Raw genomic sequence first — 19099 nt, forward strand, 5'->3', positions numbered from 1 at the left:
GCCCGTGGGCGCGGAGGGATCAGCTCAGCGGCATGCGCGGGAAGCGGCGCCTGTCCTCCGCCTCGCGCTCGGCGTCCGCCGCCTTGGCGACGGCCGCGTACTGGTCGACGTACTCCTGACCGGACAGGCTGAGGATGGCGTACATGATCTCGTCGGTGGCGGCGCGCAGGACCGCCTTCTCGTTCTCCATCCCCGCGTAGCGCGAGAAGTCCAGCGGCTCGCCGAAACGGATCGCCACCGGGTGGATCCGGGGGATCTTCCTGCCGGGCGGCTGTGCCTCGAAGGTGCCGATCATCGCGCAGGGAACCACCGGGACGCCCGCCTTGAGGGCCATCACCGCGACGCCGACCTTGCCCTTGTACAGGCGGCCGTCGTGCGAGCGCGTGCCCTCCGGGTAGATGCCGAGCAGTTCCCCCTTGCCCAGCACGCCGAGGCCCTCCCGGATGGCGGCCTGCCCGGCCTCCTTGCCGGAGCGGTCGACGGGGATCTGACCCGCGCTGTGGAAGAAGAACGCCGTCAGCCGGCCCTTGAGGCCGGGGCCGGTGAAGTACTCGGCCTTGGCGAGGAAGGTGATGCGCCGCTTGAGCACGGCCGGCATCAGGAAGTGGTCCGAGAACGACAGGTGGTTGCCCGCCACGATGGCCGCGCCGGACGACGGCACGTGCTCCAGGCCCTCTATCCGGGGCCGGAAGACCAGACGCAGCAGCGGGCCCAGCAGCACGTACTTGAGCAGGTAGTAGAACAAGGACACGCTCCTCGACTCCGGCGGACGGGCGGTGCCGCCGCATCCCGGCAGGCCATCCGGCACGTCGTGGGGTGCCAGTCTAGGTCCGGGCGCCGCGGCCCGGCACCACGTCCGACGCGACGGAACGCACCGTGCCGGGACGTTGAGTGCCCGTCAGGGGTGCGCCTCGGGGAGTAGGCTCGGACGCATGCGGATCTCCGTCTCCTCCGACATGGACGAGCCCGTGGCCCGGGCCCTCCTCGCCGAGCTCCGTGAGCGCGGCCACGAGGTACGCGCGCACGGCGCCCTGAATCCCGGCGACGACCCGCAGTGGGCCGTCTGCTCCGCGGCGGCGGCCGGTGAGGTCGCCGTCGGCACGGCCGATCAGGCGGTGGTCTGCTGCTGGACCGGCACCGGCGCCTCGATCGCCGCGAACAAGGTGCCCGGCGTCCGGGCCGCCCTGTGCACGGACGCCTCCACGGCGGACGGCGCGCGCCGCTGGAACGACGCCAACGTGCTGGCGCTCAGCCTGCGGCTCACGTCCGCGCCGCTGCTGACGGAGATCCTCGACGCCTGGTTCGCCGGCGCGCCCGGCGACGCCCCGGAGGACCGGCGCAACAGGGAACACATGGCACGCCTCGACCGGGAGCGCACCGGCTCCTGAGCCGGGGACGGCCGCGGGGGCGGAAGCGGTCACAGCCGTGCCACGGCCGGCGCCGTGTCGTGACGAAGGCCTCGTCGACGTCCGCGTCCACCAGCTCCGGGGTCGGCGGCGCCCCCGTGCCGGGCAGGGCCCGGTGGACCGCCGCGCAGTCGGTCGACGCCTCCGTCATGGGCCCTCGCCCTACTCCGACGGCACGCTCAGCGACTGCTCCGCCCAGATGATCTTCCCGCCGGGAACGAACCGGGTGCCCCACCGCTGGGCCAGCTGGGAGACCAGCAGCAGCCCGCGTCCGCCCTCGTCCATCGCGCGGGGATGCCGCAGATGGGGTGCGGCGCCGCCGCCGTCGAACACCTCGCACACCAGCGCCCGCTCACGGATCAGCCGCAGCCGCACGGGGCCGCCGACGTGCCGTATGGCGTTGGTGACCAGTTCGCTGACGATCAGCTCCGTGGTGAAGACCAGGTCGTCCAGCCCCCAGCGGGCCAGCTGCCGGGTGCTGGTCCTGCGGGCCTCGGCCACGACCGCCGGATCGGCCGGCAGCTCCCAGACCGCGATCTGCCCGGGGTGGAGACGCCTGGTGCGCGCCATCAGCAGGGCCACGTCGTCGTACGGCCGGTCCGGGACCAGCGTGTCGACCACCGCGCGGCAGCTCGGCTCGAGCGCCGCCGCGGCGCCCCGCAGCGCCTGCCGCAGCCGTTCGCGGTCCGCCTCGTCGGGCGCGGGCTTCCCGCCGGCCAGCAGACCGTCCGTGTGCAGGGCGAGCGTGCTGCCCTCGGCCAGGGTCAGCTCCACCGCGTCGAACGGCGGGCCGCCCACACCGAGCGCCGGCCCCTGCGGGAGGTCGATGAAGGCGACCGTGCCGTCGTGCGCCACCACGGCGGGCACGGGATGGCCGGCGGCCGCCATCGCGCACCGCCCGTCCACCGGGTCGTAGACGACGTACAGGCAGCTGGACCCGACGGACCGGCCGGGGAAGTCCCCGGACTCCCCGTCGCCCTCGTCCCGCGCCAGCCGGGACGCCAGGTCGTCCAGATGGGCGAGCACCTCCTCGGGCGGCAGATCGATCGCGGCCAGCGTCCGTACGGCGGTGCGCAGCCGTCCCATGGCCGCGGCGGCGTCGATGCCGTGCCCCGGCACCTCGCCGACGACCAGGGCGACACGGGCGCCGGACAGCGGGATGAGGTCGTACCAGTCGCCGCCCAGACCGGTCAGCTCGTCCGCCGGGCGGTAGCAGGCGGCCACCTCCACCGCGTCCTGCTCGGGCAGCCGCCGGGGCAGCAGACTGCGCTGCAGGACCAGCGCGGCGTCCCGCTCGCGGGTGTAGCGCCGGGCGTTGTCCACGGAGACGGCGGCGCGGGAGACCAGGTCCTCGGCCAGATGGAGGTCGTCCTCGTCGAAGGGGTTCTGCCGGCGGCGGAAGAACGCGGTGATGCCCAGGGTGACGCCCCGGGCCCGGACCGGGACGACCATCGCGCTCCGCAGGCCGAGCTCCAGGAAGGTGGACTCCCGGCCGCCCGGCGGCGTGGCCCACGCCAGGGCGAGCGGGTCGAGCCGCTCCTGACGCCAGGACCGGCCCGTGGTCAGGCAGCGCACCGGCGGGGAGTCCACCGGGTACGACAGGACCGCCCCGGTCTCCACGGCCGTCCGCGGCAGGTCCTTGTGCAGCGACCGCTGGCCCGCCCGGCGCAGCGGCACCCGGTCGGAGCCGGCGAGGGGGTCCGGCGGGACCTCGGCGCCGCGCAGCACCGTCTCCAGCAGGTCCACGACGACGAAGTCCGCGAGCTCCGGCACGGCCACGTCCGCCAGTTCCTGCGCGGTGCGCACGACGTCCAGGGTGCGGCCGATGCGCTCGCCGGCCCGGTCGAGCAGGGCGAGGCGCTGCCGGGCGCGGTGCCGTTCGGTGACGTCCACGACCGTGTAGTACACGCCCATCGGACGGCCCCGGTCGTCGTCGAGGCGGGTGAACGACAGCACGTGCGCGGTCTCGCGCAGCGGCGCCGAGCGGACCCGGCCGACGTGCTCGTAGTCGAGCACCTGTTCGCCGGTGTCCAGCACGTGCCGCATCCGGGCCTCGACCGCCTCGGCGTCCATACCCGGCTGGACGTCCGCGAACCGCAGTCCCAGACGCCGCCCGGCCGGCCCGCCGCCGAACTGCTCGAGCGCGGCGTTGGACCACACGAAGCGCAGCTCCGTGTCCACGATCGCGATGCCGATCGGCGCACCGGCGACCAGCTGCTCCAGCACGGCGCGGCTCATGTCCCAGCCGGCCGACCCGGCCAGCTCCGACAACAGGACCAGCAGCGACGAACGGCCCCGCGGTTCCACGGCCGCCGTGATCCGCGCCATCACCGCGACCGGCCGCCCGTCCCGGCGCCGGGCCGTCAGCAGGCCCGCCCAGTCGCCGTCCGACCGGCACCGCTCGACCAGGTCCGGCACCCGCTCGGCGTCGTCGGGGACCAGCAGCTCGGCGAACTTGCGGCCCACGGCCTCGAAGGCGCGGTACCCCAGCAGCCGCTCGGCGCCGCCGGTCCAGCTCGACACCATGCCGTGCGGATCGAGCAGCAGGGGAACGGCGTCGGCCACATCGAACCCCTGCCAGGCAACGTCCTGCTCCTTGTGTCCGCCCACGGCCGACCTCTCTGTCGCTGAGAGTGGTCTACCCCCTCTTGTCCCCATCTTCACCCTTGGGGCGGTATGAGGGCTCTCCGGGGTACGCCGTCCCCCTCCGGACCCGGAGGGGGACGGCGGCTCAGGCGCTTCGGGCCAGGACCTTCTCCACGGTGTGCAGGGCGCTCTGCAGCTCCTCCGCCGTGACGGTCAGGGGCGGGGCCAGACGGATGGTGGAGCCGTGGGTGTCCTTGACCAGGATGCCCTCCCGCATCAGGCGCTCGCTGATCTCGCGGCCGGTGCCGAGCGCCGGATCGACGTCCACGCCCGCCCACAGACCGCGGGAGCGGAAGCCGACCACGCCCTTGCCGACGAGCGACTCCAGGCCCTCGCGCAGGATCCCGCCCAGCTCCGCCGCCCGGCGCTGGAACTCGCCCGTCTCCAGCAGCTCCACCACGGCCGTGCCGACCGCCGCGGCCAGCGGATTGCCGCCGAAGGTCGACCCGTGCTCACCCGGATGGAGCACCTGGAGCACCTCCCGCCGGGCCACCACCGCCGACACCGGGACGATGCCGCCGCCCAGCGCCTTGCCGAGCAGGACGACGTCCGGGACGACCGACTCGTGCTCCACCGCGAGCGTGCGCCCCGTGCGGCCCAGACCCGACTGGATCTCGTCCGCGACGAACAGGCACCCCGCGCGGCGCGTCAGCTCCCGCACCCCGGCGAGGTAGCCGTCGTCCGGGACGATCACCCCCGCCTCGCCCTGGACCGGCTCGATCAGCACCGCCGCCGTCGTCTCGTCGACGGCCGCCTCCAGCGCCGCCAGGTCGTTGTACGGCACCACCCGGAAGCCCGGGGTGAAGGGCCCGAACCCGCTCCGCGCGACCTCGTCCGTCGAGAAGCTCACGATGGTCGTCGTACGGCCGTGGAAGTTGTCCGCCGCCACCACGATCGTCGCCCGGCCGTCCGGGACGCCCTTCACGTCGTAGGCCCACTTGCGGGCCACCTTGATCCCGCTCTCCACCGCCTCCGCGCCGGTGTTCATGGGCAGCACCATGTCGAGACCGGTCAGCGCGGCCAGCCGCCGCGCGAACTCGGCGAGCCGGTCGTTGTGGAAGGCGCGCGAGGTCAGCGTGAGCCGGTCCAGCTGGCGGTGCGCCGCCTCGATCAGCGCCGGATGCCGGTGGCCGAAGTTGAGCGCCGAGTAGCCGGCCAGCATGTCGAGGTACCGCCGGCCCTCCACGTCCTCCACCCACGCGCCCTGCGCGCGGGCGACGACCACGGGCAGCGGATGGTAGTTGTGCGCGAGGACCGGCTCCTCCGCGCCGATCAGCTCGGCGGACGTACGCACGGGGACGACAGCAGTCATGAGCGGATCTCCTGTGTGCAGCACTTGATGCCCCCGCCTGCCTTGTGGAACTCGGACAGGTCGACGGGAACGGGAACGTAGCCGCGGTCGGCGAGCCGGGCGGCGAGGGCCGTGGCCCCCGGGGAGACGAACACGTGGCGGCCGTCGGAGACGGAGTTCAGCCCGAACGCCGTCGCGTCCTCACGGGTCGCGAGCACCGCGTCCGGATACAGCCGGGCCAGGACCTCGCGACTGCCCGGCGAGAACGCCTCCGGGTAGTACGCGACGTTCTCCCCGTCCAGCACGAACAGCGCCGTGTCCAGGTGGTAGAAGTACGGATCCACCAGCGTCAGTCCGATCACCGGCACCCCGAAGAACTCCTGCGCCTCGCGGTGCGCCTCGGGGGTGGTGCGGAAGCCGGTGCCGGCGAGGATCCAGCGCCCGGCGGGCACCAGGTCGCCCTCACCCTCGCACACCGACCCGGGATGGTGCACCTCGTACCCCTCGGCCTTGAACCAGGCCTCGTACGGCACGGACTCCGGGCGCCGCTCGGGCGCCCGGAACAGGGAGCCGAGGACGCGGCCCGCCACGACGACCGCCGCGTTCGCGGCGAACACCATGTCGGGCAGTCCGGGCTCCGGCTTCACGGTCTCCACGGTATGGCCGTGGTCGCGGTAGGCGTCGATCAGCGTCCGCCACTGGCGTCGGGCGAGGGCGACGTCGACGGGACGGTCGGGATGCATCCAGGGATTGATCGCGTACCGCACGGCGAAGTGTCTGGGTTCGCAGACGAGGTAGCGCCGCCGGGACGCCACACGGAAGTCGGGCACAGAGGGGTTCCTCCGCTTCCACGCGGTCTCGACAGGGGGTGAGACCACGGTAGGAAGCGGGCGATACGGACGACAAGGAACGAGAGCTGCGTGTTCGCGCAGGAACGCTGCGCAGTTCCGCGGTTCAGCGCACGTCTGCTGCGCCCTCCGGCGCGGGCTGACTCACTCCTGCCTCAGGACTGTCCGGCAGCAGATGGGACAGCACCATCACGCTGATCGTCTTCCGGATGAACGGCTCCCGGCGGATCCGCTCCAGCACCTCCTCGAAGTGCTCCACGTCCCGCGCCCGCACGTGCAGCAGCGCGTCCGCACCGCCGGTCACCGTCATCGCCGCGGCGATCTCCGGATGGTTGCGCACCACCTCCGCCAGCCGTCGGGGCGGCGCCGCCCCCTCGCAGTACACCTCGACGTACGCCTCGGTGCGCCAGCCCAGCGCCGACGGCCGTACCGTCGCCGTGAAGCCGGTGATCACCCCGGTCCCGCGCAGCCGGTCCACCCGGCGCTTGACCGCCGTCGACGACAGCCCGACGGCCGCGCCGATCTCGGCGAAGGACGTCCTGGCGTTCGCCATCAGCGCGGTGACGATCTTCCGGTCGAGTTCGTCGAACGACGCGGGCCTGCTGTTCATGCGGGCACTGTATCCAGCGCGAACGCCCATGTCCGGGGCATGTCCAGACGTGGAAAACCCCCCTACACTCCACCTTCATGCTGCGCGCCCTCGCCGTCGACGACGAACGCCCCTCACTGGAGGAACTGCTCTACCTGCTGAACGCCGACCCCCGCGTCGCCGGCGCCGAGGGCGCCGGCGACGCCACCGAGGCGCTGCGCCGCATCAACCGCGCCCTGGAGTCGGGCCCCGACGGGCCCGAGGCCATCGACGTCGTCTTCCTCGACATCCAGATGCCCGGCCTCGACGGCCTCGACCTCGCCCGGCTGCTCGGCGGGTTCGCCCGGCCGCCGCTCATCGTGTTCGTCACCGCCCACGAGGACTTCGCCGTCCAGGCCTTCGACCTGAAGGCCGTCGACTACGTGCTCAAGCCCGTCCGCAAGGAACGGCTGGCCGAGGCCGTCCGCCGCGCCGCCGCGCAGCGCGGCGCCGCCCCCCGCGACACCGCCCCGCGCATCCCCGTGCACGAACCCGACCCCGACCACATACCCGTCGAGCTCGGCGGCGTGACCCGCTTCGTCGCCGTCGACGACATCACCCACGTCGAGGCCCAGGGGGACTACGCCCGCCTGCACACCGACCGGGGCAGCCACCTCGTACGGATCCCGCTCTCCACCCTGGAGGAACGCTGGCGCTCCCGCGGCTTCGTCCGCATCCACCGCCGTCATCTGGTCGCCCTGCGCCACATCGGCGAACTCCGGCTCGACGCGGGCACCGTGAGCGTCCTGATCGGCTCCGAGGAACTCCAGGTCAGCCGCCGGCACGCCCGCGAACTGCGGGACCTGCTGATGCGCCGGACCACGGGCTAGGCGGGGGAGCGCACATGCCACAGGACCCGACCGAACGCCGCGTGGTCGTCACCGGCCCGCCCCGCCGCGCCCTCCGCTCCTCCGGCTACTACCGTCCGCGCACCGAGATCGACGAGCAGACCACCCTCGGCCACACCTACGTCCGCTCCCTGATGCGCATCCAGCTGCGCACCGGGCTCACCGTGTTCGCCGTCCTGGCCCTGCTCATCGGGCCGCTCCCGCTGGTCTTCGCCGCCGCCCCCGACGCCCGCCGCCTGGAGTGGGCGGTGCTCGGCTTCGGGCTCTACCCCCCGCTGGTCCTGCTCGCCCGCTGGTACGTGCGCCGCGCCGAACGCAACGAACGCGACTTCGTACGGCTCGTCGAGGACCGCTGAGACCGGGACCCCCAGCACCGTGAACTCCGCCTACGCCGTTCCCGCCGTCGCCCTCGTCGTCCTCGCGACCGTCCTCGTCGGCGCCTTCGGCCTGCGCATCTCCCGCACCACCTCCGACTTCTACGTCGCCTCCCGCACCGTCGGCCCCCGCCTCAACGCGGCCGCCATCAGCGGCGAGTACCTCTCCGCCGCCTCCTTCCTCGGCATCGCGGGACTCGTCCTCGTCCAGGGCCCGGACATGCTCTGGTACCCGGTCGGCTACACCGCCGGCTACCTGCTGCTGCTGCTGTTCGTCGCCGCCCCGCTGCGCCGCTCCGGCGCCTACACCCTGCCCGACTTCGCCGAGGCCCGGCTCGCCTCGCAGACGGTACGGCGGCTCGCGGGCGCCTTTGTCGTCGGCGTCGGCTGGCTGTACCTGCTGCCGCAGCTCCAGGGCGCCGGGCTCACCCTGACCGTCCTCACCGGAGCGCCCGACTGGCTCGGCGGAGTGATCGTCGCCGTGGTGGTGACCGTCATCGTCGGCGCGGGCGGCATGCGCAGCATCACCTTCGTGCAGGCCTTCCAGTACTGGCTGAAACTCACCGCCCTGCTCGTCCCCGCCCTCTTCCTGATCGCCGCCTGGCAGAGCGACGGCGCCCCCAGCCACGCCTTCGACGAACCGGCCGCCTTCCGCGAACAGCGGGTGGTCCGCGTCGACGACACCCTCGACCTCCGGCTCGAGAGGCCGCTCACCGTCACAGTGGACGGCACCGTCGACGGCCGCGACCTCGACGGCGCCGAGACCGCGCTGTCCGCAGGCGCCCACCGCATCGACGGCGGCACCCGGCTCACCTTCGCCGGGGGCGCCGAGGTCCCCGCCGCCGGACGCGGCGCCGACGACGCCCTGTCGCCCTCGCGCGCCGAGTCCCGCGAGGAACGCCCGCTGTACGCCACGTACGGACTGATCCTCGCCACCTTCTTCGGCACCATGGGACTGCCCCACGTCGTGGTCCGCTTCTACACCAGCCCGCACGGCGTGGCCGCCCGCCGCACCACCGTCGTGGTCCTCGGCCTGATCGGCGCCTTCTACCTCCTCCCCCCGGTCTACGGAGCCCTCGGCCGTCTCTACGCGCCCGAACTCACCCTCACCGGCGACGCGGACGCCGCCGTCCTGCTCCTGCCCGGCCGGATGATCGGCGGGACGGGCGGCGACCTCCTCGGGGCGCTGGTCGCCGGGGGCGCCTTCGCCGCGTTCCTGTCGACGGCCTCCGGCCTCACCATGGCCGTGGCCGGCGTGCTCACCCAGGACGTGCTCCCCTCGCGCGGAGTACGGCACTTCCGGCTCGGCACCGTCCTCGCCATGGCCGTACCGCTCGGGGCGAGCCTCCTGGTCGGCGGACTGCCGGTGGCCGACGCCGTGGGACTCGCCTTCGCCGTCTCCGCCTCGTCGTTCTGCCCGCTGCTCGTCCTCGGCATCTGGTGGCGCCGGCTGACCCCGCCCGGCGCGGCGGCCGGGATGCTGGTGGGCGGCGGCGCCGCGTTCGCCGCCGTCGCCGCGACCATGGCCGGCTACCCGGGCACGGGGCCCTGGCACGCCCTGCTCGCCTGGCCCGCGCTCTGGTCGGTGCCGCTGGGCTTCCTCACCATGATCCTGGTGTCCCTGGCCACCCCCGGCCGGGTGCCGCCCGGCACGGCGGCGGTCCTGGCCCGCTTCCACCTGCCGGAGGAACTCCGTACGGAGGTGTCCGCGTGAGCGGTTTCCTCGCCGGTCTGCTCGTCGCCGTCCTGCCCCTGCTGGCCGCGGGGTTCTGGATCGGCCGGCGCACCGCCCGCCCCGCCGGCCTCGCCGGGCTCGGCACCCCCGTCGAGCACGCCACCTTCGAGACCCTGCACACCGCCTCCCTGGCCACGCCCCCGCTACGGGCCGGCCTGACGGAGGAGACCGCCGGCAAGTCCGCCCGCAAACTGCGCTCCCTGCTCGGCACGGACGCCCTCTGCCTCACCGACCGCGACCGGGTCCTCGTCTGGGACGGCGCCGGCGCCCACCACCGCGCCGAGATCATGGAACGCCTCGGCGGCCCCCTCGACACCGGCCGCGGCGAGGCCTTCCCGCTCACCTGCGACACCCCCGACTGCTCGGTGCGCTGGGCGGTCGTCGCCCCGCTCACCGTCGACGACCGGGTGCACGGCGCGCTCGTCGCCTGCGCGCCCCGCGAGTCCGCCGTCCTCGTCCGGGCCGCCGGGGAGGTCGCCCGCTGGGTCTCCGTCCAGCTCGAACTCGCCGACCTCGACCAGTCCCGCACCCGCCTCATCGAGGCCGAGATCAGGGCCCTGCGCGCCCAGATCTCCCCGCACTTCATCTTCAACTCGCTCGCCGTGATCGCCTCGTTCGTGCGCACCGACCCCGAACGGGCCCGCGAACTGCTTCTGGAGTTCGCCGACTTCACCCGCTACTCGTTCCGCCGGCACGGCGACTTCACCACCCTCGCCGACGAACTCCACGCCATCGACCACTACCTGGCGCTGGTGCGGGCGCGCTTCGGCGACCGCCTCTCCGTCACGCTGCAGATAGCCCCCGAGGTACTGCCGGTCGCGCTGCCCTTCCTCTGCCTCCAGCCGCTGGTGGAGAACGCCGTCAAGCACGGCCTGGAGGGCAAGGCCGACACGTGCCGCATCCAGATCACCGCGCAGGACGCCGGCGCCGAGGCCCTCGTCGTCATCGAGGACGACGGCGCCGGGATGGACCCCGTTCTGCTGCGCCGCATCCTCGCCCGCGAGGTCAGCCCCACCGGCGGCATCGGACTGTCCAACGTCGACGACCGGCTCCGCCAGGTCTACGGCGACGACCACGGCCTCGTCATCGAGACCGCCGTCGGCGCGGGCATGAAGATCACCGTCCGGCTGCCGAAGTACCAGCCGGGCGTGCACCTGACGGGGCGGCTCACCCCGAAGTGAGGCGGGCCGCCCGGACACTCCTCAGGCGCTGCGGGTGGCGACCATTCCCAAGGTGATCAGTCCCAGGACCACCCAGCCGAACCACAGCCAGCCGTTGCTGCCGAGCGCCACCGTGTACGCCGTCACGGCGACCAGACCGCCGACGGTGAGCACTCCCATGGTCTTCGTCGACGTGGAACCGTTCGTGGAACCGGGCATCGCGGCACCCTCCTCATGGTTCGGCTCCCTCCATGGTGCCCCCGTTCTGCCTCCTTACGGTGCACACGACGACATGTGCGCCGGATTTCCAGGGTTCCTCGCCGGCCCACGACCCGGCTTCGTGGACCGACGGGGCGAAGCCGTGGTCACGCGGCGGCACGTCGCGCGCACGCCGCGTCCGACTCGGTGCGCGCGACGTCCTCGTCCAGCGGGGCGGACCCGGAGCCCGGCGGGGGCGACGGCGCGGAGCCGGCCGGTGCGGACGGTGACGCGGACGGCGGCGGCGAGCCGGGGCCCTTCGTCTCCCGCGACGACTCCGCGCCCGGGGGAGGGGCCCCACCGCCGGACGTACCCGTGTCCTCCGCCACGCTCAGCGTGACGTGCGCCCCGGCCCGGGTCCGTGCCCCGCGGCCGTCGCGCGAATCGGCGAGGGACCGCTTCAGCCGGTCGACGTCGCAGATCGCCGCCTTGCCGGTGCCCCCGTACAGGCCGGGCGCGTCCCTCTGCCGCGGACCGCCGTGAACGGGCCGCGACCGTACGCCGGCGTCCCGTCCGGGTCCGCGGCGCTCGGCGAGGAACGGTGTGAGGGGGGCGACCCCCGCGGCCGCCGCCCTCACGTCGAACAACGGGGTGACCGAATCGCACCCGCCGGCGACGGGAAGTGACGACGACAGGACGGCGATCTTCCGGGTCGCCCCTTGTCCCGCCCTGCGCGTGAACGCGCGAAGTGCCGTCACCGCTCCCCCCGGCGGCCCCCTGAGGCATTCATGCCACCGGCGGACATTCCCCGTTCAGGGGGACCGGGGAGACGGTGAACTCAGTTTCCGCGTGCGTTCAGCGAGGCCAGATAGGCGTTGTACGCCTCGAGTTCCTTGTCCCCGTCCCGGTCGGCGGCGCGGTCCTTGCGCTTCGCCTGCCGCTGGTCCGAGGCGTACCACTGGAACAGCAGCGCGAGCAGCACCAGGACGGAGGGGACCTCGCTGAACGCCCAGGCGATGCCGCCGGCCGCGTTCTGGTCGGACAGGGCCTCGATCCCGAGCGAGGCGGGCGGATTCTCGAACGTCGTGACCATCGGGGTGGACGCCATCATCAGCGCGATGCCGAAGAACGCGTGGAACGGCATGCCCGCGAACAGCTCCAGCATCCGCATCAGGTACCCCGGCCGGTGCGGACCCGGGTCCACACCCATGATCGGCCAGAAGAAGACCAGGCCGACGGCGAGGAAGTGCACCATCATCGCGATGTGCCCCGGCCTGGAGCCCATCAGGAAGTCGAAGAGCGGGGTGAAGTACAGGCCGTACAGGCTGGCGATGAACATCGGGATGGTGAACACCGGGTGGGTGACGACCCGCATGTAGCGGCTGTGCAGCAGCATCAGCAGCAGCTCGCGCGGTCCCTTGCGGCCCCGCCCGGCCGGCGGCAGCGCGCGCAGGGCGAGGGTGACCGGGGCGCCGAGCAGGATCAGGATCGGCGACACCATGCTGATCATCATGTGCTGCACCATGTGCACGCTGAACATGACCATGCCGTAGTCGTTCAGCCCGGTGCACATCATGAGCCCGATGCTCAGCACACCGGTGACGAACGCGACGGTCCGCCCCACCGGCCACTTGTCGCCGCGCCGCACCAGACGGAACACGCCCCAGCCGTACAGCGCCAGCCCCAGCAGGCAGGCGACGAGGAAGAAACCGTCCGCCGACCAGGCGAGCCCTCGCCCCAGCGTGAACGGCGGCAGATCCATGGTCGTGCCGTGCCCGCTGTGATCCATCCACCGGCTCCTGTTTCGTACGGGTTGTGCGCCATCTGTCCGCACCAGAGTAGAACCGCCTCCGGCGATCTCCGTCGCCGGGGGCGGTGAACGCGCTCCGAAGGAACGCGGGGCTGTACGGACACGCGGCTCCGCCGCGGGGGCGTGGGAGACCACGGACGGCCCGCACCCCGTGGCTCACCTCACGGACCGAGCTGCCACCGGAGGGTCACAGCACGCACTCCGCTTCCGCGTACCGCGATTCCGGCACCGTCTTCAGCGTCTCGACCGCCTCGGCGAGGGACACCATCACGATGTCCGTGCCCCGCAGCGCGGTCATCCGCCCGAACTCGCCCCGGTGCACCGCCTCCACCGCGTGCCAGCCGAACCGCGTCGCCAGCACCCGGTCGTACGCCGTGGGCGTCCCGCCCCGCTGCACGTGCCCGAGGATCACCGGCCGGGCCTCCTTGCCGAGCCGCGACTCCAGCTCCAGGGAGAGCTGCCGCGCGATCCCGGCGAACCGCTCGTGACCGTAGACGTCCTTGCCGCCCTCGTCGAAGTCCATGGTCCCGGCCTTCGGCTTGGCCCCCTCCGCGGCGACCACGATCGCGAACCGCTTGCCGGCCGAGAACCGCTCGCCGACCTTCGCGGTCAGCTCGTCGATGTCGAAGGGCCGTTCGGGGACGACGACGGCGTGCGCGCCGGCCGCCATGCCGGAGTGCAGCGCGATCCAGCCCGTGTGCCGGCCCATGACCTCGACGATCAGCACCCGCTGGTGCGACTCGGCGGTGGTCTTCAGCCGGTCCAGGGCCTCGGTCGCCACGCCGACGGCCGTGTCGAAGCCGAAGGTGACGTCGGTGACGGCGATGTCGTTGTCGATGGTCTTCGGCACCCCCACTATCGGCAGGCCGTTGTCCGACAGCAGCCGGGCCGCCTTCAGCGTGCCCTCACCGCCGATCGGGATGATCGCGTCGAGGCCGAGTTCCCGGACGTGCCCCTTGGCCCGCTCCACACCGTCCCGCAGGTGCTCGGGACGCACCCGGGAGGAGCCGAGGATCGTGCCGCCGCGGGCGAGGATGCCGCTCACCGCGTCGAGGTCGAGCTTGAGGTAGTCGCACTCCAGGAGGCCCTTCCAGCCGTCCCGGAAGCCGATGACCTCGTCGCCGTGGTCGACGACGGCACGGTGCACGACGGACCGGATGACGGCGTTCAGGCCGGGGCAGTCGCCGCCGGACGTGAGGACACCAATGCGCATAGCCCGAAACAACCTTCTCGATGTGGGCCGGCACCGGACCGCGCTGTCCGGCTCGATCACCGCCACCCTAGCCGCTCCGAGGGGCGGGACCGCACCTGGCGTCCGCCTGCTGGACGACCCCGCTCACCTGTGCGGACCAGCCGTCAGACGGGCCGGTTACGCCCGTCCGACGTCCAGGTGTCCGCGCTCCGCGGGCGGGGTCCGCGGACCTTCTCAGGCGGGCTGCTGCGCCGCCGCGATGCGCTCGTTGCGCAGCGCCTCGTACCAGCGGTCGTCGGTCGGCGGCAGCGCGTTGACGTCGAGCGCCAGCTTCAGCAGCAGGTCCGCGATCTGCGGGTTGCGGGCCAGCACCGGACCGTGCATGTACGTGCCGAAGACGGTCTCGTTGAACGCGCCCTCCGTGCCGTCCCCGGTGCCGTTGCCGTTGCCGAAGCGCACCTGGGCGAGCGGGCGGGCCGTGGGACCCAGGTGGGTGACACCCTGGTGGTTCTCGAACCCGGTCAGCGGGGGCAGCCCCAGCTGCGGGTTGACGTCCCCCAGCACGTCGCCCACGCACCGGGCGCCCTCACCGCGTACCGAGACCACGTCGAGCAGGCCGAGACCGGGCTCGCGCTGGCCGAGGTCGTTGATGAACTCGTGGCCGAGGATCTGGTACCCGGCGCAGACCGAGAAGACGATCGCGCCGTTGCCCACCGCCCGGTGCAGACCGCCGTCCCGGCGCAGCCGCTCGGCGGCCAGCCGCTGCGGACGGTCCTCGCCGCCGCCGATCAGGTAGATGTCGCCGGAGGTCGGGATCGGCTGGTCGCTGCGCACGTCGAGCCGCGCCACGTCCAGGCCGCGCTGCCGCGCCCGGCGCTCCACGACGAGGACGTTGCCCTGGTCGCCGTACGTGCTGAGCAGGTCCGGGTAGATCCACACGACCCGCAGCTGGTTGTCGCTCACTTCAAGTCCCCTGGGGTGTCGTTGGTCAGTTGCCGACGCGGCGGCGCAGGTCCTGGAACGCGGTGTAGTTGGCGATGACCTCGATCCGGCCCGGCGGGCACAGCTGCACCGCCTGGTCGAGGTCGTCGCAGACCTGGAACTGCTGGTTCGCGACCTCCAGGCGCACCGCGAGGTCCAGCTTCCGGTCGCCGACGACGCAGATCGGGTGGCCGGTCAGCCGGGTGTAGTCGACGTCCCACAGCCAGGAGGTGTCGGTGCCGTCGGCGGAGCGCGCGTTCACCGAGAGGATCACCGGCGTGGGCGGCGGGTCGATCAGCGAGAACGTCTCGAGCCAGCCCGCGGGGTTCTTGGCGAGCAGCAGGCGCAGGTCACGGCCCTCGAACTGCACGACGTCGTAGCGGCCGGCCACGGCCTGGACCTGGTACATGCGCTCCAGGGCGACCTGCGGCGGCACCCCGAAGACGGCGGCGACGGCCGCGGAGCTCGCGGCGTTGGCCTTGTTGGCGCGGCCCGGCAGCTGGAGGTGGATCGGCCAGGCGGAGCCGTGCGGGTCGAGCACGTGGTCGCCGGAGAGCGCCCAGCTCGGGGTGGGCCGGCGGAAGCCGCACTCGCCGCAGAACCAGTCGTCGCCCGGTCGCTGCATCACACCGCCGCAGGACGGGCAGGACCAGGCGTCGTCCTTCCACATCTGGCCGGCGGCGACCCAGATCACGTTGGGGGAGGAGGACGCGGCCCACACCACCAGCGGGTCGTCGGCGTTGGCGACGATCACGGCCTTGGACCCGGCCAGGCCCTCGCGCCAGTTCTCCGCCAGCATCCGGGTCTCGGCGGCCCGGTCCAGCTGGTCGCGGGAGAGGTTGAGCAGTGCGATGCACTTGGGGTCGGTGTCCCGGGCGACGCCCGCGAGGTACTTCTCGTCGACCTCGATGACGCCGAACTTGGCCTCCGAGCCGCCGGCCAGCGCCGAGGTGATGCCGGCCGGCATGTTGGCGCCGAGCGCGTTGGAGACGACGGGCCCCGCGGCCCGCAGCGCCTCGGCGATGAGCCGGGTGGTGGTGGTCTTGCCGTTGGTCGCCGAGACCAGGATGCAGTCCAGGTTCTGTGCGAGCCGGGCGAGGAGATCGGGGTCGAGCTTGAGCGCCACCCGGCCGCCGATCACCGAACCGCTGCCGCGTCCGGCTGCGCGGGATGCCGCCGCGACCGCCTTGCCCGCGGTCACGGCCAGCTTGGCCCGCGGCGTGAGCGGGTCCGAGTTGCCTGCCATCAGTTCTCGATCCTCCTTGCGTACGCGCCGCGTCTGTGCCTGACGGCCACGTGGTGAGACCTCAGCCTATCGAGATCCGTTCGCACTCCAGAACCGAGGCACCATCGTGAGACGGGCGCTGCTGGAAGGACCGTACTCTTGCCGCCATGCGACACGGCTCCATCCCCGGCGTCCACGGACGTGTGCGGCCCCTCACCCTGCTCGGCGACCCGGCGCTGCACGCGCCCTGCCGGGAGGTCACCGACTTCGGCCCGGAACTCGTCCGCCTGGTGGACGACTTGTTCGCCACGATGTACGCGGCGCGGGGCGTGGGCCTGGCCGCCAACCAGATCGGCGTGCCGCTCAGGGTGTTCGTCTACGACTGCCCGGACGACGAGGACGTCCGCCACCTGGGCCACGTGGTGAACCCGAAGCCGGTCGAGACGGACGGGGTGGTGGTGCGCGGCCCGGAGGGCTGTCTGTCCCTGCCCGGCCTGGAGGCGGGGACGGAGCGGTACGACCACGCGGTCGTCGAGGGCTTCACGGTGACCGGCGAGCCGGTCACCGTCCACGGCACCGGGTTCTTCGCCCGGTGCCTGCAGCACGAGTGCGACCACCTGGAGGGCAGGGTCTACGCCGACCGCCTGACGGGGTGGCGGCACCGCAGGCTCATGCGGCAGGTGAGCCGGGCCTCCTGGCGCCGGCCGGGCTGAGCGCTCAGAATCCGGGCCCGCCGACCTTGTCGCCCGCGGCGGCCAGCCGCCCCCACAGCAGATCCGCCAGACTGCGCACCAGCTCCGCCCGGGAACAGGGCCGTTCGCCGAGCCACCAGTCGCCTGCCGCGTGCATCATGCCGACGATGCCGTGCCCCCACACCCGGGCCAGCTGCCGGCCGCCCGGCCCGAGGTCCAGTCGTTCCCCGATGACCTGGGCCAGCTCCTCGCCCATCCGGCGCAGCAGCGGCGCCGAGTGCTTGCCGACGTCGAAGCCCTGGTCGCTCTGCGACTCCTCCGCGGGGTGCATCAGGAACCGGTACACCTGGGGCCGTGCCTCGATCGCCGAGAGGTAGGTGTCCAGGGTGGCCTCGACCCGTTCGCGCCGGTCCGCCGGGGCGTCCAGCGCGGCCCGCAGCGAGTCCAGCAGGGCGTCGGTGTGCCGTTTGGCCAGTGCGGCGTAGAGTCCTCCCTTGTCGCCGAAGTGCCGGTAGAGGATCGGCTTGGTGATGCCGGCCTCGGCGGCGATCGCGTTCATCGAGGCCTGGGGGCCGTCGCGGAGCACCACCCGGTCGGCGGCCTCCAGCAGCTCGCGCCGGCGTCGGTCGGCGGACCGCTGCTGGTCGGTCCGCTGTGTGGTGTTCATGAGCTCTCCCCACCCGTGCTGATTCGGTGACGCCTGCGCAAACTAACACCGAAGGCGATCCGCTCCTCGAACGGGATGCCGGCGGTCCTGGGGAGTTGACTTTCCCTACCCGCTGGTAACAGACTCGGTGTTACCGCAAGTAACATGCATGTGCGCCGCTGGAGGGGTCATGGCCGAGTTCACCATGGAGCTCAACGACGAACAGAAGGAGGTCCGGGACTGGCTGCACGGCTTCGCCGCCGATGTGATCCGCCCCGCGGCCGCCGAATGGGACGAGCGTGAGGAGACCCCCTGGCCGGTCATCCAGGAGGCCGCCAAGGTCGGCATCTACTCCCTGGACTTCTACGCCCAGCAGTACTTCGACGCGACCGGCCTCGGCATCCCGATGGCCATGGAGGAGCTCTTCTGGGGCGACGCCGGCATCGCCCTGTCGATCGTCGGCACCGGTCTGGCCGCCGTCGGCGTCCTCGCCAACGGCACCGAGGAGCAGATCGGCACCTGGATCCCCCAGATGTACGGCGACGCCAACGACGTGAAGGTCGCCGCGTTCTGCTCCTCCGAGCCCGACGCCGGCTCCGACGTGGCCTCGATGCGCACCCGCGCGGTGTACGACGAGGCCAAGGACGAGTGGGTGATCAACGGCACCAAGACCTGGGCCACCAACGGCGGCATCGCCAACGTCCACGTCGTGGTCGCCGTCGTCGACCCGGACCTCGGATCCAAGGGGCACGCCTCCTTCATCATCCCGCCGAACACCCCCGGCTGCTCCCAGGGCCAGAAGTTCAAGAAGCACGGCATCCGCGCCTCGCACACCGCCGAGGTCGTCCTGGACGACGTGCGCGTTCCCGGCTCCTGCCTGCTCGGCGGCAAGGAGAAGCTGGACGAGCGCCTCGCCCGCGCCCGAGAGAAGGCCAGGAAGGGCGGTGAGCGCGTCAAGAACGCCGCCATGGCCACCTTCGAGGCGTCCCGCCCCGCCGTCGGCGCCATGGCCGTGGGCACCGCCCGCGCGGCCTACGAGGTCGCCCTGGAGTACGCCACCAGGCGCGAGCAGTTCGGCCGCCCGATCATCGACAACCAGGGCGTCGCCTTCCAGCTCGCCGACATGCGCACCCGGATCGACGCCGCCCGCCTCCTGGTGTGGCGCGCCTCCTGGATGGCGGTCAACGGCAAGCCGTTCACGGCCGCCGAGGGCTCGATGTCCAAGCTGTTCGCCAGCGAGACCGCCAAGAAGGTCACCGCCCAGGCGATCCAGATCCTCGGCGGCAACGGCTACACCCGCGAATACCCGGTGGAGCGCATGCACCGCGACGCCGCGATCTACACCATCTTCGAGGGCACGAGCGAGATCCAGCGCCTGGTGATCGCCCGCACCCTGTCGGGCATGCCCATCCGCTGAGG

General features: G+C 72.8%; 18 protein-coding genes and 1 pseudogene. 7 read left to right on the forward strand and 12 right to left on the reverse strand.

All coding sequences use genetic code 11. The features are described 5' to 3' along the window. Nucleotides 1–19: 19 nt before the first annotated feature. A complete protein-coding gene (locus ADK41_RS18120; protein WP_030822320.1) occupies nucleotides 20–745 on the reverse strand; it encodes a lysophospholipid acyltransferase family protein in 726 nt (241 codons plus the stop codon). 187 nt (nucleotides 746–932) lie between these two features. On the opposite strand from ADK41_RS18120, the gene ADK41_RS18125 reads away from it, so the two are divergent. Then, nucleotides 933–1388, forward strand: a complete 456-nt coding sequence (locus tag ADK41_RS18125) for an RpiB/LacA/LacB family sugar-phosphate isomerase (RefSeq protein WP_030822322.1) — start codon at nucleotides 933–935, stop codon at nucleotides 1386–1388. 180 nt (nucleotides 1389–1568) lie between these two features. Here ADK41_RS18125 and ADK41_RS18130 read toward each other — a convergent pair whose 3' ends face one another. The 4 genes from ADK41_RS18130 to ADK41_RS18145 form a co-directional block, all read right to left on the reverse strand. Continuing rightward, the gene (locus tag ADK41_RS18130) at nucleotides 1569–4016 is read right to left on the reverse strand and encodes a SpoIIE family protein phosphatase (protein ID WP_030822324.1); all 2448 of its coding nucleotides are present in this window, start codon (nucleotides 4014–4016) and stop codon (nucleotides 1569–1571) included. Between the two features lie 121 nt (nucleotides 4017–4137). Further along, nucleotides 4138–5364 carry an ornithine--oxo-acid transaminase gene (gene rocD, locus ADK41_RS18135; protein WP_030822325.1) on the reverse strand — a complete coding sequence of 409 codons (1227 nt, stop codon included), beginning with the start codon at nucleotides 5362–5364 and terminating at the stop codon, nucleotides 4138–4140. After that, nucleotides 5361–6173 carry a dimethylargininase gene (gene ddaH / locus ADK41_RS18140; protein WP_030822328.1) on the reverse strand — a complete coding sequence of 271 codons (813 nt, stop codon included), beginning with the start codon at nucleotides 6171–6173 and terminating at the stop codon, nucleotides 5361–5363. The genes rocD and ddaH overlap by 4 nt, the downstream gene beginning before the upstream one ends. 124 nt (nucleotides 6174–6297) lie before the next feature. Beyond that, a complete protein-coding gene (locus ADK41_RS18145) occupies nucleotides 6298–6801 on the reverse strand; it encodes an Lrp/AsnC family transcriptional regulator (RefSeq protein ID WP_030822331.1) in 504 nt (167 codons plus the stop codon). 77 nt (nucleotides 6802–6878) lie between these two features. Between ADK41_RS18145 and ADK41_RS18150 the strand changes: the two genes are divergently transcribed. From ADK41_RS18150 to ADK41_RS18165, 4 genes are read left to right on the forward strand one after another with little or no spacing between them, the layout of a single operon-like run. Next, the gene (locus ADK41_RS18150) at nucleotides 6879–7649 is read left to right on the forward strand and encodes a LytR/AlgR family response regulator transcription factor (RefSeq protein WP_030822334.1); all 771 of its coding nucleotides are present in this window, start codon (nucleotides 6879–6881) and stop codon (nucleotides 7647–7649) included. A gap of 14 nt (nucleotides 7650–7663) precedes the next feature. Beyond that, the gene (locus tag ADK41_RS18155) at nucleotides 7664–8023 is read left to right on the forward strand and encodes a hypothetical protein (protein ID WP_030822338.1); all 360 of its coding nucleotides are present in this window, start codon (nucleotides 7664–7666) and stop codon (nucleotides 8021–8023) included. Nucleotides 8024–8042: 19 nt separating this feature from the next. Next, complete coding sequence (locus tag ADK41_RS18160) at nucleotides 8043–9755, forward strand: cation acetate symporter (RefSeq protein ID WP_030822341.1); 1713 nt, start codon at nucleotides 8043–8045, stop codon at nucleotides 9753–9755. Beyond that, nucleotides 9752–10957 (forward strand): sensor histidine kinase, encoded by a 1206-nt coding sequence (locus ADK41_RS18165; protein WP_030822344.1) that lies wholly within the window; start codon nucleotides 9752–9754, stop codon nucleotides 10955–10957. The genes ADK41_RS18160 and ADK41_RS18165 overlap by 4 nt, the downstream gene beginning before the upstream one ends. Before the next feature lie 21 nt (nucleotides 10958–10978). On the opposite strand, the gene ADK41_RS40895 is transcribed toward ADK41_RS18165, so the two are convergent. The 6 genes and pseudogenes from ADK41_RS40895 to ADK41_RS18190 all read right to left on the reverse strand — a co-directional run bounded on the left by ADK41_RS40895 (nucleotide 10979) and on the right by ADK41_RS18190 (nucleotide 16363). After that, the gene (locus tag ADK41_RS40895; RefSeq protein WP_030822347.1) at nucleotides 10979–11155 is read right to left on the reverse strand and encodes a membrane protein; all 177 of its coding nucleotides are present in this window, start codon (nucleotides 11153–11155) and stop codon (nucleotides 10979–10981) included. A 13-nt stretch (nucleotides 11156–11168) separates the two neighbouring features. Next, nucleotides 11169–11349, reverse strand: a pseudogene (locus ADK41_RS44285) (septum formation family protein); the annotation flags it as partial. 623 nt (nucleotides 11350–11972) lie between these two features. Beyond that, nucleotides 11973–12923, reverse strand: a complete 951-nt coding sequence (locus ADK41_RS18175) for a cytochrome c oxidase assembly protein (RefSeq protein ID WP_030822353.1) — start codon at nucleotides 12921–12923, stop codon at nucleotides 11973–11975. Nucleotides 12924–13131: 208 nt separating this feature from the next. Next, entirely contained in the window at nucleotides 13132–14157 is a 1026-nt protein-coding gene (locus ADK41_RS18180; protein ID WP_030822357.1) for a 6-phosphofructokinase, read from the reverse strand. A gap of 213 nt (nucleotides 14158–14370) precedes the next feature. Continuing rightward, nucleotides 14371–15099, reverse strand: coding sequence for a type 1 glutamine amidotransferase (locus tag ADK41_RS18185; protein WP_030822361.1), 729 nt, complete (start codon nucleotides 15097–15099; stop codon nucleotides 14371–14373). Nucleotides 15100–15124: 25 nt separating this feature from the next. Beyond that, nucleotides 15125–16363: a Mur ligase family protein gene (locus tag ADK41_RS18190; protein WP_030822364.1), complete on the reverse strand. Its 1239-nt coding sequence runs from the start codon at nucleotides 16361–16363 to the stop codon at nucleotides 15125–15127. 146 nt (nucleotides 16364–16509) lie between these two features. Between ADK41_RS18190 and def the strand changes: the two genes are divergently transcribed. Continuing rightward, entirely contained in the window at nucleotides 16510–17055 is a 546-nt protein-coding gene (gene def / locus ADK41_RS18195; RefSeq protein WP_030822366.1) for a peptide deformylase, read from the forward strand. Between the two features lie 4 nt (nucleotides 17056–17059). Here the strand turns inward: def and ADK41_RS18200 are convergent, their stop codons facing one another. Beyond that, nucleotides 17060–17701, reverse strand: coding sequence for a TetR family transcriptional regulator (locus ADK41_RS18200; protein ID WP_030822369.1), 642 nt, complete (start codon nucleotides 17699–17701; stop codon nucleotides 17060–17062). A gap of 169 nt (nucleotides 17702–17870) precedes the next feature. On the opposite strand from ADK41_RS18200, the gene ADK41_RS18205 reads away from it, so the two are divergent. Continuing rightward, on the forward strand, nucleotides 17871–19097 hold the full coding sequence (locus ADK41_RS18205) for an acyl-CoA dehydrogenase family protein (protein WP_030822371.1): 1227 nt from the start codon (nucleotides 17871–17873) through the stop codon (nucleotides 19095–19097). Nucleotides 19098–19099: the final 2 nt, after the last annotated feature.

Origin of the sequence: Streptomyces caelestis (assembly GCF_001279005.1) — a bacterium.
Lineage (GTDB): Bacteria > Actinomycetota > Actinomycetes > Streptomycetales > Streptomycetaceae > Streptomyces > Streptomyces heliomycini.

What these genes read in the sequence shown, in the direction of transcription:
- ADK41_RS18145 (WP_030822331.1), bottom strand. Translation starts at nt 6,801, where the DNA reads ATGAACAGCAGGCCCGCGTCGTTCGACGAACTCGACCGGAAGATCGTC.
- ADK41_RS40895 (WP_030822347.1), bottom strand. Translation starts at nt 11,155, where the DNA reads ATGCCCGGTTCCACGAACGGTTCCACGTCGACGAAGACCATGGGAGTG.
- ADK41_RS18125 (WP_030822322.1), top strand. Translation starts at nt 933, where the DNA reads ATGCGGATCTCCGTCTCCTCCGACATGGACGAGCCCGTGGCCCGGGCC.
- ADK41_RS18205 (WP_030822371.1), top strand. Translation starts at nt 17,871, where the DNA reads ATGGCCGAGTTCACCATGGAGCTCAACGACGAACAGAAGGAGGTCCGG.
- ADK41_RS18190 (WP_030822364.1), bottom strand. Translation starts at nt 16,363, where the DNA reads ATGGCAGGCAACTCGGACCCGCTCACGCCGCGGGCCAAGCTGGCCGTG.
- rocD (WP_030822325.1), bottom strand. Translation starts at nt 5,364, where the DNA reads ATGACTGCTGTCGTCCCCGTGCGTACGTCCGCCGAGCTGATCGGCGCG.
- ADK41_RS18150 (WP_030822334.1), top strand. Translation starts at nt 6,879, where the DNA reads ATGCTGCGCGCCCTCGCCGTCGACGACGAACGCCCCTCACTGGAGGAA.
- ADK41_RS18175 (WP_030822353.1), bottom strand. Translation starts at nt 12,923, where the DNA reads ATGGATCACAGCGGGCACGGCACGACCATGGATCTGCCGCCGTTCACG.
- ADK41_RS18180 (WP_030822357.1), bottom strand. Translation starts at nt 14,157, where the DNA reads ATGCGCATTGGTGTCCTCACGTCCGGCGGCGACTGCCCCGGCCTGAAC.
- ADK41_RS18155 (WP_030822338.1), top strand. Translation starts at nt 7,664, where the DNA reads ATGCCACAGGACCCGACCGAACGCCGCGTGGTCGTCACCGGCCCGCCC.
- ADK41_RS18200 (WP_030822369.1), bottom strand. Translation starts at nt 17,701, where the DNA reads ATGAACACCACACAGCGGACCGACCAGCAGCGGTCCGCCGACCGACGC.
- def (WP_030822366.1), top strand. Translation starts at nt 16,510, where the DNA reads ATGCGACACGGCTCCATCCCCGGCGTCCACGGACGTGTGCGGCCCCTC.